The following is a 15,317-nucleotide window of genomic DNA, read 5'->3' as shown; positions in this document are numbered from 1 at the left end:
GCGGATTTACCTCAGCGATCGCTCCTAAACTCCCTCCCGCGATCCACGGATCACGATCTCGAGGAGGATATGATGACTATCAGCGTTGCCGATTACGCGGCCGAATGCGCGGCGCAGGGCCTTCGCGGCGACTATTCGGTCTGTCGCTCCGATTTCACGGTGGCGCAGGGCTACGACTATTCCGCCGAAGAGCAGGCGGTGTGGCGCACGCTCTGCGACCGCCAGACGAAACTGACCAGGAAGCTTGCGCATCGTTCCTATCTGGACGGCGTCGCGGCGCTCGGCCTGCTCGACAGAATTCCCGACTTCGACGAGGTGAGCGAGAAACTCGCCAGGCTGACCGGCTGGGAGATCGTCGCGGTGCCGGGCCTTATCCCGGCAGGTCCGTTCTTCGACCATCTCGCCAACCGGCGCTTCCCGGTGACGAACTGGCTGCGGACGAGACAAGAGCTCGACTATATCGTCGAGCCGGACATGTTCCACGACTTCTTCGGCCACGTGCCGATCCTGACCCAGCCGGTTTTCGCCGACTTCATGCAGATGTATGGCGAGAAGGCCGAGGAATTGATCGCGCTCGGCGGCGATGAGATGATCACGAGGCTCTACTGGTACAGCGCCGAGTATGGGCTCATCCAGGAAGCCGGCCAGCCGGTGAAAGCCTTCGGCGCCGGGCTGATGTCGTCCTTCACCGAATTGCAGTTCGCGGTGGAAAGCAAGGATGCGCACCATGTGCCGTTCGACCTCGAGACGGTGATGCGCACCGGCTACGAGATCGACAAGTTCCAGCGCGCCTATTTCGTGCTGCCGTCCTTCGACGTGCTGCGCGACGCTTTCGGCAGCGCCGACCTCGCCGGTATCGTGGCTCGGTTCAAGGGCCGGCCGGCGCTCGACCCGGCGACGGTCTGAGGTCGGTTTTCGCCCAACCGACATCGGAGCGGCTCAGTTGCCTGCCAGGCAGCTGAGCCGCTTGAGCGTTCCAGGCAAGCAGCGCGCCTCTTTTGCGATTGCGGCCGTACCGCCGCGCATCCTTGGCTTCAGACGGCGATCACCTTGCCGAGATGCTCGCCCAGCCGGCAGGCAAGCGCGGTGATGGTCGTGGTCGGGTTGCATTGGCCCGACGTGCAGAACACCGAGGAGCCGCCGACATAGAGATTGTCCATGCCATGCACCTTGCAATTGGCGTCGACGACGCTCTTGAGGACATCAGTCCCCATGCGGGTGCCGCCCATATGGTGATGGCCGGCCGTTTCCTCGTTGGTCGGATAATCGCCGCCATTGCTGATCCAGTCGTCGATGCGCACGCGACCGAGATTCTTCTGCGCCATCGTCGTCCCGAACAGCCTCAGTCCTTCGAGCAGGGTGCGGCGCTCGAGCGGCGACTTCTTCCAGTGCAGTTCGATGCGCGGCACGCCGGCGTGGTCGACGTCACTCTTCGACAGCTCGATCTGGTTCGAGGCGAGAGGCGCCTGTTCCCAGGCGACGTAGAGCTGGGCGGCGCAACGCAGCCGCTGGTCTAGCTTCGAGGACATCCACTCCGCCATGCTCGGAGCGGTGCAGGCGAGGTCGGCGATGAGTTTCTTGACGTTGGGATAGGGCGACTCGATCAGGCGGATGCCGAAATTCATGATCTGCAGCCGCTCCATCGCGGCAAGCGTCGGCGAGAAGAAAGCCTCGTTGGAGTCATCGACCTCGAACTCGCTGTAATTGGCGAGGATGGCGTTGCCCCCTTCGAAGGTCGGATGCTCCATCCAGTAGCGGCCGAGCGCGGCCGCGTTCGGCACCACGCCGCCATTCGAACGCTCATTCGACCACAACAGCAGCCGCGAGTTTTCGAGCCCACCGGTGCAGGTGACGAAATAGTCGGCGCTGAAGGCGCCCGCGTCTTGTCCGTTCGACCAGAGCCTCGCGCCGGTGACGCGCTTGCCGTCGCCGGTAAGCTCGGTCGCGTAGGTGTTGAGCACGACGGCGATGTTCCCGCTCTTGTCGAGTTCGTCGGCGAATTTCTCGCCGAAGCGCACCGCGGGGCTCTTGATCAATTGCACCCAGCGGATGTCGTCCGAAACCGGCACATCAGGGCGGAAGTCGGGAAGCTCGAGGATGTCGTGCACCTCCGGCAGATAGGGCTCGATGTCGGCGCGGCTGATCGGCCAGCCGGTATCGGGCGCCCAGGCCTTGGGTTGGAAGTCGTGCGTGTCTAACACGCGGCACCAGCCGGCCCAGTGGTTGGACGAGCCCCCCATGAAGCGCAGCCTGGTGATGTCGAGATCGAAATAGAAATCGCCGACCGTCTTGCCACGGTAGAAATCCTGCGACTGGTCGCTGAATTCGCGCGAACCCGCTTCCAGGACGACGACCGGAATGCCCGCGGCGCCGAGCTTCCTGGCGATCGTGGTGCCGGCCGGACCGGAGCCGAGTACGCAGGCCTTGGGCCTGAAGCCGGCCTGCTTGTAGGCCTCGTAGCTGTCAAAGATCATGCGAGATCGCTCCGCCGCAGGATCCAGCCGTTGATCTCGACGATTTCATCTGGATCGACCATGGCCGGCCGGTTGCCGAACAGCTTCAGCGCCGGCAGTGCGACCAGCGCCTGCACGATGGCGCGGCGCGACATTTTTCTTATGAACCTGCTCATGACACGTCTCTCGATGGGGCCTCGATCCACGCATGCCGTTCCTGAACGACACACGTGCCGCCGAAGACGCCAGTTCCGTGCCAAACTTGGGTGAAGACGGCGTTTCGCGGGCAAGTTCAGCGCGGTTGATTGCGGATATGGTTAGGGCTCTCCTGACGCCCGCGGCGAAACTTCATGCCGCTTCCGAGAACTCGCGATCGAGGATCGAAAGATTGCGGCCCCGGCTCTTCGCTTCGTAGAGCCTGCGATCGGCAGCGCGCATCAGATCGGAAACGGTTGCGCTCTCGCCGCAGCTGATGCCTCCGATCGACACGGTGAGCGGCACAGTGCGCTCGTCGACGGGGCGGAAGCGGAGCAGCTCGACCTCGCGGCGGATGCGTTCGGCGACATGCTTGGCCTCCGCTTCGCTGGCGCCGACCAGGAACGCGCCGAATTCCTCGCCGCCGATGCGGCCGAGCACGTCGCCCCTGCGAACGCCGCGCTCGATGGCGCCGGCGATCAGAAGCAGCGCTTCGTCGCCGGCCAGATGACCATAATTGTCATTGATCCTCTTGAAGTGATCGGCGTCGATAATGAGCAGCGCGCCGCGATCGCTCTTGCGCCGTGAACCGTCGAGCGCGGCAAAGAAGGTTTCTCGGTTGAGCATGCCGGTCATATCGTCGCGGCTTGCCTTCTCCGAGAGGCGCCGGTGCGCCGCGGCGAGCTGCGCGTGCGCGCGGGCAAGCTCGCGATGCGCATTCTGCAGCCGGTCGCTCCGCCAGAAGCTGCCGGCGCTGGCGGCCCAGGCGAGCACGAGCGGGCACACCGTCGATGCCAGCCAGACGGCACGGCTCATTGGGAAGCCAATCGCCGGAACCACAATCAGCGTCAACAACAGCGAGACAGCGACCGAAGCAAACGCCACGGCGGCTGCCCTCAGAAATATCCGACTCATCACTTGCTCCCAACGGAGAACCTCTGTGCCAGCAAGCGTTAAAGGCGACCTTTCCAAGACATTTAAAATTTGAGGCGAGGCGCCATTTTCACAATTCGAGACGCGTCTAAGTTGTGGATAAACTGAGCGGCGGCATGCCATAAGGAACCCATGACAACGACACCCGACCCCGCCCGTTTTGCCCATGTCACCGACTGGGTGTTCGACCTCGACAACACGCTATATCCGCATCACTCGAACCTGTTCGCGCAGATCGACGTGAAGATGACCGCCTATGTCGGCGAACTGCTGACGCTCTCGCGCGATGATGCGCGCAAGCTGCAGAAAGAGCTCTACCTGGAATACGGCACGACGCTGAACGGGCTGATGAAGCGGCACGGCATCAACCCCGACGACTTTCTCGAGAAGGTGCACGACATCGACTATTCGCGGCTGGTTCCGGATCCGGTGCTGGGCGCGGCGATCCGCCAGCTTCCGGGGCGCAAGTTCATCTTCACCAACGGTGACCGCAGGCATGCCGAGCGCACCGCGCGCCAGCTTGGTATACTGGAACATTTCGACGACATCTTCGACATCGTGGCGGCGGGGCTCAATCCCAAACCGGAACGCCAGACTTATGAGCGCTTCGCCGAACTGCATTCGGTGACCGGACCCAATGCGGTGATGTTCGAGGATCTGGCCCGCAACCTGGCAGTGCCGAAAACGCTCGGCATGACGACCGTGCTGGTGGTGCCGCGCAATTTCGAGCCCACCTTCTCGGAAATTTGGGAACGCGACCCGGCGAATGACGACGACGTCGATTTCGTCACCGACAACCTTTCGGGCTTCCTGACCGCGATCGTCGACGTCGTCGCCTGAACTCTGTTTGCATTGGCAGGCGGCATGCCCTGGAGATTGGCAGGCGCGCGGTCTGTCGTCCGACGGGCTTACAGATTGTAGAAGCGGCGGATGATGTCCCAGGCTTCGTCGGCCGTGTCGACGAAGTCGATGATGTCCTGGTCGCCGGGCGAGATCGTGCCCTGCTCGGCGAGGAAGTCGAGGTCGATCACCCTTCGCCAGAACGCCTTGCCGAACAGGATGACCGGCACGCGCTCCATGCGTCCGGTCTGGATCAGGGTCAGCGTCTCGAAGAACTCGTCCATCGTGCCGAAACCGCCGGGAAACACGGCGACCGCCCTGGCGCGCATGACGAAATGCATCTTGCGGATGGCGAAGTAGTGGAAGTTGAAGCAGAGCTCCGGCGTGACATAGGCGTTGGGCGCCTGCTCATGCGGCAAAACGATGTTCAAGCCGATCGACGGCGCGCCGACATCGTCGGCGCCGCGGTTGCCCGCCTCCATGACGCCAGGCCCGCCGCCGGTGACGACGACGTATTCCCGATAATAGGAAGCAGCCGATTGCTGCGAGCACAGACGGGCGAACTTTCGCGCTTCCTCGTAATATTTGCTGTTCGCCTCGAGGTTTTTCTTCTGCGTCTCGTTCTTCGCCGCCCAGGCCTCACCGCCGGGTTCCGGCAGCCGGGCGCCGCCGAACAGGATCACGGTCGAGCGGATGCCGCGCTCGGCCAGGATCATCTCCGGTTTCAAGAGTTCGAGCTGCAGCCGCACGGCGCGCAATTCGCGCCGCGTCATGAAGTCGGGATCGTTCCATGCCAGCCGGTAGGTTTCGGCACGCGTCTGCGGCGTATCCGGCACGCTTTTCGCGCGCTCCAGGTCCTCGTCCGAATGCGGCAGCGGCGTCCACCCTGCCTTTTCCATGGGAGTCATCGAGTCCACCCGTCCAATTCCCTTACTTGCGCCGTCCCGTGACGCTGGCGCGATTGACCCCCGTTGAGCCTTAACATAGGGTCCGCGCGACTTTTAGACAGGTTAAGGCTGAGCCCCTTAACAGCTTGGTAATGGAGCGAAATCATGTCGAAGCCCGATCTGGCGAGCCTCGAAAAGACCATCGAAAAGGCCTTCGAGGAGCGCGACACGATTTCGCCCGCGACGCGCGGCGAGGCGCGAGACGCCATCCAGTCCGCGCTCGACCTCCTCGATCGGGGCCTGGCCCGCGTCGCCGAGCGGCAGGACGACGGCAAGTGGCAAGTGAACCAATGGCTGAAGAAGGCGGTGCTGCTCTCCTTCAGGCTGAATCCGATGGAGATCATCAAGGGCGGCCCCGGACAGGCCGTGTGGTGGGACAAGGTGCCGTCGAAGTTCGACGGCTGGAGCGCGGTCGACTTCGAGAAGGCCGGATTTCGCGCCGTGCCGTCCTCGATCGTGCGCCGCTCGGCCTATGTGGCGCCGGGCGCCGTGCTGATGCCGTCCTTCGTCAATGTCGGGGCCTATGTCGATTCGGGCACCATGGTCGACACCTGGGCCTCGGTCGGCTCCTGCGCCCAGATCGGAAAGAACGTGCATCTTTCCGGCGGCGTCGGCATCGGCGGCGTGCTGGAGCCGATGCAGGCCGGCCCGACCATCATCGAGGACAATTGCTTCATCGGCGCGCGCTCGGAAGTGGTCGAAGGCTGCATCGTGCGCGAAGGCTCCGTTCTCGGCATGGGCGTGTTCATCGGCCAGTCGACCAAGATCATCGACCGCGCCAGCGGCGAGGTATTCTACGGCGAGGTGCCGGCGAACTCGGTGGTCGTCGCCGGATCGCTGCCGGGCAAGCCGCTGCCCAATGGCGAGCCGGGTCCGAGCCTCTACTGCGCCGTCATCGTCAAGCGCGTCGACGCCAAGACCCGTTCCAAGACCTCGATCAACGAATTGCTGCGCGATTGATCCTGCCTAAAGCGCGTCACGATCTTTCAGATTCGCCCCCTGCGCTTTAGGTTTTGATCTTGCGCATGTCTTTGTCCCGAAACCGGTTCCCACTTTCGGGCGACATGCTTTGACGGAGCGGACGCGGTTGTCTGAAAGATCACAATTCCTCTGGCTGTTCTTCAGCCTTTCGGGGCGGCTGAGCCCGGCCGCCTATGCGCTGGCCGGGATCCTGCTGGTGCTTGTCCAGTTCTTTCCGTTCTACCAGTTCGCGCGGGTGGAATTGAACACGACCGCCAGCCAGAACTGGGCCATGATCTGCTGGGGTGTGCTGCTGATCTCGGCCTGGGCCACGTTCGCCGTGACGGCAAAGCGCTTCCATGATTTCGGCAAGCCGACCTATTTTGCGCTGATCTCGCTCGTCATCGGGCCTATCCTGCTCATCATCCTCGCCTGTTTCCGCAGCGATCCCGGACCGAACCGCTACGGCAGGCGCACCAACGCGCCGGGCGATTCCTGAGGCCGCCATGCGCTACCGGGCGCTCGATCCGCAACTGATCATCGAGACGGCCGAAAGGCTGCAGGAGCGGATCGGCGAGCGTTTCCCGGAAGCCGGCCTGCGCGGCGTCGCCGCCGAACTGGTGTCGCTGTCGCGCGACCTCGCCAAGGCGGCCAAGGAACTGGAGGCGCCGATCTGGTGGCTGCGCGGCGTCATCATCGCGGCCTTCATCGCCGGCGTGGCGGTTTTCCTGTTCGTCGGGACGATCCTGCCGCTCGACCGCATCTCGGGCGCCGACGATGCCGTGCAGTCGATGCAAGGCATCGAGGCGACAATCAATACGGTTATCCTGGCCGTGCTCGGCTTGCTCGCGCTGGTCCGCACCGAGGAGCGCATCAAGCGCAAGAAGGTTTTCCGGCAGCTGCACGGGCTGCGTTCGCTGATCCATGTCATCGACATGCACCAGCTTACCAAGGACCCGGCGGCGCTGTCGGCCGATTTCAGGCCGACCGCGCACTCGCCCGCCCGCATCACCAACGCCGCCGACCTTGCGCGCTATCTCGACTATTGCTCGGAGATGCTCTCGATCGCTGGCAAGATCGCGGCGCTGTTCGCGCAGTCAGTCAATGACGATGTCGTCGTCGACGGGGTCAACGACATCGAGAATCTCAGCTCAAACCTGTCGCGCAAAATCTGGCAGAAGATCACCCTGATCGAGGACCGCCGCTAGAGCGGTTCATCGTTTCGGGGAAACCACGAACCGTTCTATCTCTATCTTTAGACGCAAATCCAGACGGAAAACCGCGTCACACTTTTCCTGGAATTGCTCTGACCTCATCTGCGGTCAGCCCGGGCGGACCGCGCTTTTCCGCTTCCGCCTGACGCACCAGCGCGGTGACATATTCGTTGACCGGCGCCGGGGTTCCGGTTTGCCTGGCCAGGCGAATGACCGCGCCCTGCAATTCGTCGATCTCGGTCGCACGACCGCGTTTGAGATCATCCCACATCGACGAGCGCGCTTCGGGGTCGATCGCCAGCATGCGGCGCGCCAGAAGCCCGAACAGCCAATCGGGGAGCCGGAGCACTGTCGGCAGCAGCGACGGCGGCAGGCCGGTGATGCGCGCCGGCGCCATGCCCGCCGCCTTCATCGCGGCGAGCGCCTCGCCGATCTGGGCGGCCAGGATCACGCGCCAGCTGCGGTCGGCCAGTTGCCTCGCCAGCGGAAGGTCGGAGAGCGCCACCAGGGCATTGTTGAGATTCATCAGCAACTTGCCCCACTGCACCGCCTTCATGTCGCCGCGCGCCTGGACCGCGAGCCCATCGACATCGAGCAGGCCGGCAAGGCCGACGCCGTCATCGATCATCACCTCGCCCTGGCTTGCGCGGTGGACGCGGAACGGCCTTTCATCGTCCGGCGACTGGACGACGTTGAACATCACCATGCCGGCCAGCACCCGCCGGCCGGGAAGTCCGGCGCGCAACCTGTCCGCATTGTCGACGCCGTTCTGCAGGCTTATCACCACGGCATCCGGGCGCCCGTGGGCGGCGATCAGCTTCGCCATATCAACGGTTGAGCCGCTCTTCACGGCGACCAGGACGACGTCAGCGTCGCGCAGTGCCGCAGCCGGATCGTCGGTGGCCGAAATCGCTTGCGCCTCCAGCCGGCGGTCGCGGCCGTCGAGATCGCTGACACGAAGTCCGCTTTGGCGCAGGGCCTCGACGAGGCGGCCACGGCCGAGGAAAACAACCTTGCGTCCGGCAAGCGCCAGGCAACCGCCGACATAGCAGCCGATGCTGCCCGCGCCGGCTATCGCGATCGTCCTTGCTTCGCTGGCCATGCATTCGCCCTTGTCTTGGCCCGCAACTTGCCATGATGCATGTCGTTTTCCCAGCACAGCGCGCACTTCCGGGCGACATGCCTTTATACGCCATGAAAACCATATTGTCGGCGCCATGACCGGCGATCATCTGCCACCGTGACACGACAAACGCTTTCGACTATCGCTTTGCCCATGACATTGCCGATCGACCCCGCCCAGAATCTCGCCGCCCTGATCCGCTGTCCTTCCGTCACGCCCGCCGAAGGCGGCGCGCTTGCCGCGCTGGAAGAGATGCTGAAGCCGCTCGGCTTCGCGGTGGAACGTCCGGTGTTCTCGGAAGACGGCACGCCGGACATCGAGAACCTCTATGCGCGGCGCTCGGGCAACGGACCGCATCTCATGTTTGCCGGCCACACCGACGTGGTGCCGGTGGGCGACGAGGCGGCCTGGACGCACCCGCCCTTCGCCGCCGAAATCGCCAATGGCGAAATGTACGGCCGGGGCGCCGTCGACATGAAGGGCGGCATCGCCTGTTTCATCGCCGCGGTGGCGCGCCATGTGGAGAAAAATGGCGGGCCGAAAGGCTCGGTCTCGCTGCTCATCACCGGCGACGAGGAAGGACCGGCGATCAACGGCACCACCAAGCTGCTCGACTGGGCGGCGGCCAAGGGCGAGAAGTGGGATGCCTCGATCGTCGGCGAGCCGACTAATCCAGATGCGCTGGGCGACATGATCAAGATCGGCCGGCGCGGCTCGCTGTCGGGCAGCGTGACGGTGAACGGGCGGCAGGGTCATGCCGCCTATCCGCAGCTTGCCGACAATCCGGTGCGCGGGCTGATCAGCCTGGTCGACGCGCTGCTTCATCCGGTGTTCGACAAGGGCACGAAGGATTTCCAGCCGACGAATCTCGAAGTGACCTCGATCGATGTCGGCAACCCTGCAACGAACGTCATCCCGGCCAGGGCGACCGCCATTTTCAACATCCGCTTCAACGACACATGGACGGCGGAAACGATCCAGGCCGAGATCCACAACCGGCTGGACCAGGCAGCGGGGCGCAGGAAATATCGGCCGGGCAAGAAGACGCCGGTCGACTACGAGCTCGTCTGGCGCGACCGGCCGAGCCATGTCTTCCTGACCCGCGACGACAAGCTGATCGATACGCTGAGCAGTTCGGTGGCCGCCGTGGTCGGCAGGACGCCGGCGCTCTCTACCTCCGGCGGCACGTCGGACGCGCGCTTCATCAAGGATTACTGCCCCGTGGTCGAGTTCGGGCTGGTCGGCAAGACCATGCATATGGTGGACGAGCGCGTCGCGCTCGCCGACCTCGAAACGCTGACACAAATCTACGAACGCTTCATCGAGGACTGGTTCGGACAGGGCCTTTCGTGACCATGCTTTCGGCGGACGAAACCTATGCTTCGCTGGCCGGCGCCTGGCGGCTGATGTTCGGCAAGGCCGACGGCCTGCGCCTGCTCGACCTCTCGGCGGACGGCTTCTGGAATTCCTTCTTCGCCGTTGTCGTGGCGGCGCCGGCGCTGATCGTCGGCTGGGTCGGGATCGCCAATGAGATCGGCGATCCCGAAGCCTTCGCCGGGCGCCTCGGCATGCTGATCCGGCTGGCGACGGTCGATATCGGCGCCTGGGTGCTGCCGCTTGTGGCGCTGGCGCTGGTCGCGCCGCGCGCCGGCATCGGCGGCCGCTTCGTCCACTATGTCGTTGCCTCGAACTGGGCGTCGGCGATCATCGCCTGGCTGATGCTGCCCTCGGCGCTGCTCAGGCTCTTCCTGCCCTCCACCAGCGAGATCAGCAGCGTTGTCTCGCTGTTTCTGTTCGCGCTGTCGGCGCTGCTGACATGGCGCATGACCAACGCGTCGATCGGCAAGGGCGCCGCCGTGGGCACCGCCGTCTTTGTCGGCATGTTCATTGCCTCGCTGCTCGTCCTGTTCGGCCTGCAGGCGCTGCTCGGCATCGACATACCCGCCGACGCCGGAGCTTAGGGCGCGATCCCGAAAAGCGGGAACCGATTTTCGGACAAGGATCATGCTCGGACAAAGAGTTGGATCGTGATGGCGATCCCACGAAACGCCATCATCATGGTTTGGAGCCGGACGATTTCGGGCCGAATCGACCTGAGACCACTCCGTCTCCAAATAAGAGAAATAGAGCACGATGCCGCCCGCAAGCCGCCTTGCGCTTTCGGCATTGCGCTCCAAGGCAATTCAGAAACAGCGCGGGACGGCTATTCGCCTGGAATCGCGTGAAACGGCAAATACGCACAAGAGCCTAAACCGGCTGGCGGCCGAAGTCTTGGAGGACACGGTCGACGGCGCCCATGTTTGGCAGCTCGACGCCGACGACCCCCCCGGGTCGCCTGGTTCATCGGCAGAACCGCACGCGCACGCTCAAATTCGATCATCCCGGTCTCGACACGGCGGCGACGCGCGATAGAGCCCGGCTGCTCATCCAGAACGGCATCGGCAGGCGCCGGCTTATCCGGGCCGGCGGTTCGCGATCAGGTCCGGCTCTCTTGCGGATAGTCGACGCCGACGAGAAAGAGGCCATCCGGCGGCGCCACCTGGCCGCAGGCGGCGCGGTCGCGCGCCTCGAGCGCCGCCCTGAGATCGGCCGCGCCCCAGGAGCCATCGCCGACGCGCCTCAGTGAGCCCACCATCGAACGCACCTGGTTGTGCAGGAAAGAGCGCGCCGAGGTGCGGACCTCGATGAAATCGCCATTGCGGCCGACGTCGAGACGCGCAAGCGTGCGCACCGGGCTTTCGGCCTGGCACTGGGTGGAGCGGAAGGTGGTGAAATCATGCCGGCCGAGCAGCACCTTGGCCGCCTCGTGCATGGCCTCCGCGTCGAGGCGCTTGGGCACCCACCAGACCTTGCCTTTTTCCAACGCCGCCGGGGCCCGGCGGTTGAGGATGCGGTAGAGATAGTGGCGGCCGGTGGCCGAAAAGCGCGCGTCAAAATCGTCGTCGGCAACAGCCGCCATCAGGATGGCGATGCGCGCGCCGGCCGCCTGCAGATGGGCGTTCACGGCATCGCGCACCTTGTCGCCCGGCCACGCTTTGGCGAGATCGACATGCGCCACCTGGGCGGTGGCGTGCACGCCGGCATCGGTGCGGCCGGCGGCACGTATTCTCACCTCTTCGCCGCAGAACTTCCCGATCGCCTGCTCGATCGCCTGCTGCACCGAGGGCTGGTCGGCCTGATGCTGCCAGCCGGCGAATTGGCTGCCGTCATACTCGATATCGAGCCGAAAACGCGGCATGCTCTGCGTTCTTTCGCGCTCGCCTCAAGCGGCGAGCGCCGTGAAGGCGGAAGCGTAGACCAGCCTGCCGGTTTCGGGCGCGTCGCTCCAGGCCAGCGCCTGCAGCGCCTCGCCCTGGTACTCGCTCTCGAACTTCGCCGCTCGGGCGTGGCTGTAGCCGAAGCGGCCGTAATAGGCCGGATCGCCCAGCACCACGGCAAGCTGCTCGCCCAATTCCTTGAGGCGGATATGCGCCTCGCGGATCAGCGCGCCGCCGATGCCGGTGCCGTGGAAGGAGGGTTCCACCGCCAGCGGCGCCAGCGCGACAGCCGCGAAGCGCCTGCCGCCATTTTGCACGTAAAGCCTGGAAAACAGGATGTGGCCGACAACCTGGCCGTCTTCCTCGGCAACCAATTCGACGACGGCATCGCCGCCTGTGACCAGAGCATCGACCAGGCCGGCTTCCGCCTGCTGGCCAAAGGCATGCTCCTCAACGAGGCGGATCGCCTCGCGATCCCGCGGCGTCGCCGTGCGTATCGACATCATGCTCATGTCAGTTTCGTTCCTTTTTCGATCTTGGCCCCGCGCAAAAACTCCTGCGCGGCGGCGGGCCTTCCGCCCGCCCGTTGAACTTCGACCAACCGGACCGCGCCCGACCCGCAGGCGACCGTCAGGCGGTCATCGAGAATTCCTCCCGACTCGCCGACGCCATCCGAGAGCGTCGAGCGAAGCAGTTTCAGCCGCTCCATGCGGCCGCCAATTTCGACCTCGCACCACGCGCCCGGAAAGGGCGAGAGGCCGCGAATGTGATTGTGGACTTCGCCAGAAGGCCGCGTCCAGTCTACGCGTGTCTCCGATTTATCGATCTTTCGGGCGTAGGTCACCCCTTCGGCCGCCTGCGGGGTAAATGTCAGACAATTTATCCCAAGTTGTGCGAGCGCCCGGACCATCAGCGAGGCTCCCTGCACCATCAGGCGATCATGCAATTCGCCGGCCGTCATATCGGGTTCGATGGTGCATTTTTCAACCAAGGCAACCGGTCCGGTATCCAGACCTTCTTCCATGCGCATGATCATCATGCCGGTCTCGCCGTCGCCGGCCATGATGGCGCGCTGGATGGGAGCAGCACCACGCCAGCGTGGCAAAAGCGAGGCATGGCCGTTGAGGCAGCCAAGCGTGGGCGCGTCCAGAATGGCCTTCGGCAGGAGCAGGCCATAGGCGACGACCACGGCGACCTCGGCCCGCAAGGCGGCGAAAGCCACCTGCTCCGCTTCGCCCTTCAGCGATGTGGGGGTGCGCACTTCCAGGCCCAGCCGCTCGGCCTCGCGCTGCACCGGCGAGGACGTCAGTTCCAGGCCGCGCCGTCCGGCGGCGCGCGGCGGCTGCGTGTAGACGGCCGCGATCTCATGGCCAGCCTCGGCGATGGCGCGCAAGGTCGGCACGGAAAAATCCGGCGTGCCCATGAAGATGACGCGAAGCGGCATGAGGTCCTGCGATCCTGTCTTGTCGTGGCTCCAGGGCTCGCGGGGCCTAACGGCCCTTAGCCCACCATTCGGCCGGGCGCCTTGTCCTTGGCGAGCTTCTTGAACTTCTTGACCACCATGTCGCGCTTCAGCTTCGAGATGTGGTCGATGAAGAGCACGCCGTTGAGATGGTCGATCTCATGCTGCAGGCAGGTTGCCATCAGACCCTCGGCCTGCATCTCCTGCAGCTTGGCGTCGCGGTCGAGATATTTTACTCGCACGGAAGCCGGGCGCTCGACCTCGGCATAGTAATCGGGGATCGACAGGCAGCCTTCCTCATAGACGGAGCGCTGGTCGGAGCTTCCCAGGATTTCGGGGTTGATGAAGACATGCGGCGCCGGCGGCTCGCCTTCCTTGGCAAGGTCGATGACCAGCATGCGCAGCGGCTCGCCGATCTGGATCGCCGCCAGACCGATGCCCGGCGCGTCATACATGGTCTCCAGCATGTCGTCGGCGAGCTTGCGCAAGGGCGCGTCGACGCGCTCGACCGGCTTGGACAGCTGGCGCAGGACGGGATCGGGGAGAATGATGAGCGGCTTGATCGACATGGCGTCTCACCTAAGACGTCGGTGGAAAAGCGTCAACCGGTGTGGAATCGGCTCGTTCACGTTTTGATCTGTGCCAGGCGACCGAATCGGTTATGCTGGCCTCATGAACGACATGACCACAATCCTTTCGCAACCGATCGCGCGGCTCGGCGCCTCAACGATCACGCTCGGCCAGGTGCTGGGTTTCGGCGCGTTGCTGCTGGTGGTGCTGTTTGTGGGATTGGCCGTCGCCTTGTTGCGCGCGGGCAGGGCGCGCGCGGTGGCCGCGGCGGAAGCTGCCGACCATGCCCGGGACACCGAGGCGCGCATCGCCGACGTCCTGCGGTCGCAGGCCGAGATGCACGGACGCATGGGAGCGATCGCCGAGGTGTTCGGCACGCGGCAAGCCGAGCTTACCCAGTCGCTGGGACAGCGGCTCGACGCCATGACCGGCCGCCTCGGCCAGACCATGGCCGAACAGACCAAGTCGACGCATGAGAGCCTGGCCAAGCTGCAGGAGCGGCTGGCGGTGATCGACACCGCGCAGGGCAACATCCAGTCGCTCGCCGGCCAGGTGGTGCAATTGCAGGCGATCCTCTCCAACAAGCAGACGCGCGGCGCCTTCGGCCAGTCGCGCATGGAAGCCATCGTCGCCGACGGGCTGCCGCATGGCGCCTATGAATTCCAGGCCAGCCTCTCCAACGGCAGCCGGCCCGACTGCCTGGTGCGGATGCCAAACGGCGCGCCGATGCTCGCCATCGACGCCAAGTTCCCGCTGGAAGCGTGGAACGCCATCCGCGCCGCCGAGGGCGCCGACATGCAGAAGGTGGCGGCGCAGTCCTTCCGGCGCGACATCGAGGTGCATATACGCGATATCGCCGAAAAGTACCTGATCCAGGGCGAGACCCAGGACACCGCCTTCATGTTCGTGCCGTCGGAGTCCGTATTCGCCGAGATCCACGAGAATTTCGAGGCGGTGGTGCAGAAGGCGCACCGCGCCCGCGTCGTCATCGTCTCGCCCTCGCTCCTGATGCTGTCCATCCAGGTGATCCAGTCGATCCTCAAAGACGCACGCATGCGCGAGCAGGCGCATCTGATCCAGGGCGAGGTCATCCGGCTGATGGAGGATGTGGGCCGGGTCGACGAGCGCGTGCGCCGGCTGCAGACCCATTTCGGCCAGGCGGCCAAGGACATCGACGACATCCTGGTCTCCACATCGAAGGTCACCAAGCGCGGCCAGAAGATCGAGGCGCTGGAATTCGCGGAGGGCGAGACCGAGGCCATGCGAAGTGCGGCGCCAAAGGCCGAAGGCGGCGCGAGGGTGGCCGATTCAAAGACAGGGCAGTTGAGGCTCCGGGTCGTCGAGGGCGACGAGTAGGTCGTCG

General features: G+C 64.6%; 17 protein-coding genes. 8 read left to right on the top strand and 9 right to left on the bottom strand.

Annotated features, from left to right (window positions below; genetic code table 11):
* The first annotated feature begins 69 nt into the window (after positions 1-69).
* A complete protein-coding gene (gene phhA, locus ACR64R_RS22835) occupies positions 70-906 on the top strand; it encodes a phenylalanine 4-monooxygenase (protein ID WP_487358525.1) in 837 nt (278 codons plus the stop codon).
* Positions 907-1,034: 128 nt separating this feature from the next.
* Here the strand turns inward: phhA and ACR64R_RS22830 are convergent, their stop codons facing one another.
* From ACR64R_RS22830 to ACR64R_RS22820, 3 genes are all read right to left on the bottom strand, one after another.
* Positions 1,035-2,474: a GMC oxidoreductase gene (locus ACR64R_RS22830; RefSeq protein ID WP_487358524.1), complete on the bottom strand. Its 1,440-nt coding sequence runs from the start codon at positions 2,472-2,474 to the stop codon at positions 1,035-1,037.
* Positions 2,471-2,629 (bottom strand): hypothetical protein, encoded by a 159-nt coding sequence (locus ACR64R_RS22825; RefSeq protein WP_487358523.1) that lies wholly within the window; start codon positions 2,627-2,629, stop codon positions 2,471-2,473. Before ACR64R_RS22825 ends, ACR64R_RS22830 begins: the two co-directional genes overlap by 4 nt.
* Before the next feature lie 172 nt (positions 2,630-2,801).
* On the bottom strand, positions 2,802-3,563 hold the full coding sequence (locus tag ACR64R_RS22820) for a GGDEF domain-containing protein (RefSeq protein ID WP_487358522.1): 762 nt from the start codon (positions 3,561-3,563) through the stop codon (positions 2,802-2,804).
* Between the two features lie 150 nt (positions 3,564-3,713).
* Here ACR64R_RS22820 and ACR64R_RS22815 point away from each other — a divergent pair, with 150 nt between their 5' ends.
* Positions 3,714-4,421 (top strand): pyrimidine 5'-nucleotidase, encoded by a 708-nt coding sequence (locus ACR64R_RS22815; protein WP_487358521.1) that lies wholly within the window; start codon positions 3,714-3,716, stop codon positions 4,419-4,421.
* Positions 4,422-4,489: 68 nt separating this feature from the next.
* Here the strand turns inward: ACR64R_RS22815 and ACR64R_RS22810 are convergent, their stop codons facing one another.
* Positions 4,490-5,329, bottom strand: coding sequence for an LOG family protein (locus tag ACR64R_RS22810; protein ID WP_487358520.1), 840 nt, complete (start codon positions 5,327-5,329; stop codon positions 4,490-4,492).
* A gap of 144 nt (positions 5,330-5,473) precedes the next feature.
* Between ACR64R_RS22810 and dapD the strand changes: the two genes are divergently transcribed.
* From dapD to ACR64R_RS22795, 3 genes are all read left to right on the top strand, one after another.
* A complete protein-coding gene (gene dapD / locus ACR64R_RS22805; RefSeq protein ID WP_487358519.1) occupies positions 5,474-6,328 on the top strand; it encodes a 2,3,4,5-tetrahydropyridine-2,6-dicarboxylate N-succinyltransferase in 855 nt (284 codons plus the stop codon).
* A gap of 127 nt (positions 6,329-6,455) precedes the next feature.
* Positions 6,456-6,827 (top strand): DUF805 domain-containing protein, encoded by a 372-nt coding sequence (locus ACR64R_RS22800; RefSeq protein WP_487358518.1) that lies wholly within the window; start codon positions 6,456-6,458, stop codon positions 6,825-6,827.
* 7 nt (positions 6,828-6,834) lie between these two features.
* Positions 6,835-7,536 carry a hypothetical protein gene (locus ACR64R_RS22795; protein ID WP_487358517.1) on the top strand — a complete coding sequence of 234 codons (702 nt, stop codon included), beginning with the start codon at positions 6,835-6,837 and terminating at the stop codon, positions 7,534-7,536.
* A 76-nt stretch (positions 7,537-7,612) separates the two neighbouring features.
* Here ACR64R_RS22795 and ACR64R_RS22790 read toward each other — a convergent pair whose 3' ends face one another.
* Complete coding sequence (locus ACR64R_RS22790; protein WP_487358516.1) at positions 7,613-8,644, bottom strand: 2-dehydropantoate 2-reductase; 1,032 nt, start codon at positions 8,642-8,644, stop codon at positions 7,613-7,615.
* A gap of 174 nt (positions 8,645-8,818) precedes the next feature.
* Here ACR64R_RS22790 and dapE point away from each other — a divergent pair, with 174 nt between their 5' ends.
* Positions 8,819-10,018 (top strand): succinyl-diaminopimelate desuccinylase, encoded by a 1,200-nt coding sequence (gene dapE, locus ACR64R_RS22785; protein WP_487358515.1) that lies wholly within the window; start codon positions 8,819-8,821, stop codon positions 10,016-10,018.
* A 2-nt stretch (positions 10,019-10,020) separates the two neighbouring features.
* Positions 10,021-10,626, top strand: coding sequence for a transporter (locus ACR64R_RS22780; RefSeq protein WP_487362519.1), 606 nt, complete (start codon positions 10,021-10,023; stop codon positions 10,624-10,626).
* A 515-nt stretch (positions 10,627-11,141) separates the two neighbouring features.
* Here ACR64R_RS22780 and truA read toward each other — a convergent pair.
* From truA to def, 4 genes are read right to left on the bottom strand one after another with little or no spacing between them, the layout of a single operon-like run.
* Entirely contained in the window at positions 11,142-11,903 is a 762-nt protein-coding gene (gene truA, locus ACR64R_RS22775; RefSeq protein ID WP_487358514.1) for a tRNA pseudouridine(38-40) synthase TruA, read from the bottom strand.
* A 24-nt stretch (positions 11,904-11,927) separates the two neighbouring features.
* Positions 11,928-12,434: a GNAT family N-acetyltransferase gene (locus ACR64R_RS22770; RefSeq protein WP_487358513.1), complete on the bottom strand. Its 507-nt coding sequence runs from the start codon at positions 12,432-12,434 to the stop codon at positions 11,928-11,930.
* A complete protein-coding gene (gene fmt, locus ACR64R_RS22765) occupies positions 12,431-13,366 on the bottom strand; it encodes a methionyl-tRNA formyltransferase (RefSeq protein WP_487358512.1) in 936 nt (311 codons plus the stop codon). The genes ACR64R_RS22770 and fmt overlap by 4 nt, the downstream gene beginning before the upstream one ends.
* A 56-nt stretch (positions 13,367-13,422) precedes the next feature.
* Positions 13,423-13,953 carry a peptide deformylase gene (def, locus tag ACR64R_RS22760; RefSeq protein ID WP_487358511.1) on the bottom strand — a complete coding sequence of 177 codons (531 nt, stop codon included), beginning with the start codon at positions 13,951-13,953 and terminating at the stop codon, positions 13,423-13,425.
* A gap of 103 nt (positions 13,954-14,056) precedes the next feature.
* On the opposite strand from def, the gene ACR64R_RS22755 reads away from it, so the two are divergent.
* The gene (locus ACR64R_RS22755) at positions 14,057-15,310 is read left to right on the top strand and encodes a DNA recombination protein RmuC (protein ID WP_487358510.1); all 1,254 of its coding nucleotides are present in this window, start codon (positions 14,057-14,059) and stop codon (positions 15,308-15,310) included.
* Positions 15,311-15,317 lie beyond the last annotated feature (7 nt).

Source organism: Mesorhizobium sp. MC2-1-1 (assembly GCF_057597255.1).
This window is presented reverse-complemented; position numbering and strand designations above follow the sequence as displayed.

Excerpts from the sequence above, each read along its gene's own strand:
- ACR64R_RS22815 (WP_487358521.1), top strand. The coding sequence starts at position 3,714 with ATGACAACGACACCCGACCCCGCCCGTTTTGCCCATGTCACCGACTGG.
- dapD (WP_487358519.1), top strand. The coding sequence starts at position 5,474 with ATGTCGAAGCCCGATCTGGCGAGCCTCGAAAAGACCATCGAAAAGGCC.
- ACR64R_RS22790 (WP_487358516.1), bottom strand. The coding sequence starts at position 8,644 with ATGGCCAGCGAAGCAAGGACGATCGCGATAGCCGGCGCGGGCAGCATC.
- ACR64R_RS22780 (WP_487362519.1), top strand. The coding sequence starts at position 10,021 with ATGCTTTCGGCGGACGAAACCTATGCTTCGCTGGCCGGCGCCTGGCGG.
- fmt (WP_487358512.1), bottom strand. The coding sequence starts at position 13,366 with ATGCCGCTTCGCGTCATCTTCATGGGCACGCCGGATTTTTCCGTGCCG.
- truA (WP_487358514.1), bottom strand. The coding sequence starts at position 11,903 with ATGCCGCGTTTTCGGCTCGATATCGAGTATGACGGCAGCCAATTCGCC.
- ACR64R_RS22795 (WP_487358517.1), top strand. The coding sequence starts at position 6,835 with ATGCGCTACCGGGCGCTCGATCCGCAACTGATCATCGAGACGGCCGAA.
- ACR64R_RS22810 (WP_487358520.1), bottom strand. The coding sequence starts at position 5,329 with ATGACTCCCATGGAAAAGGCAGGGTGGACGCCGCTGCCGCATTCGGAC.
- ACR64R_RS22770 (WP_487358513.1), bottom strand. The coding sequence starts at position 12,434 with ATGAGCATGATGTCGATACGCACGGCGACGCCGCGGGATCGCGAGGCG.
- phhA (WP_487358525.1), top strand. The coding sequence starts at position 70 with ATGATGACTATCAGCGTTGCCGATTACGCGGCCGAATGCGCGGCGCAG.
- ACR64R_RS22820 (WP_487358522.1), bottom strand. The coding sequence starts at position 3,563 with ATGAGTCGGATATTTCTGAGGGCAGCCGCCGTGGCGTTTGCTTCGGTC.
- ACR64R_RS22830 (WP_487358524.1), bottom strand. The coding sequence starts at position 2,474 with ATGATCTTTGACAGCTACGAGGCCTACAAGCAGGCCGGCTTCAGGCCC.
- dapE (WP_487358515.1), top strand. The coding sequence starts at position 8,819 with ATGACATTGCCGATCGACCCCGCCCAGAATCTCGCCGCCCTGATCCGC.
- ACR64R_RS22825 (WP_487358523.1), bottom strand. The coding sequence starts at position 2,629 with ATGAGCAGGTTCATAAGAAAAATGTCGCGCCGCGCCATCGTGCAGGCG.
- def (WP_487358511.1), bottom strand. The coding sequence starts at position 13,953 with ATGTCGATCAAGCCGCTCATCATTCTCCCCGATCCCGTCCTGCGCCAG.
- ACR64R_RS22755 (WP_487358510.1), top strand. The coding sequence starts at position 14,057 with ATGAACGACATGACCACAATCCTTTCGCAACCGATCGCGCGGCTCGGC.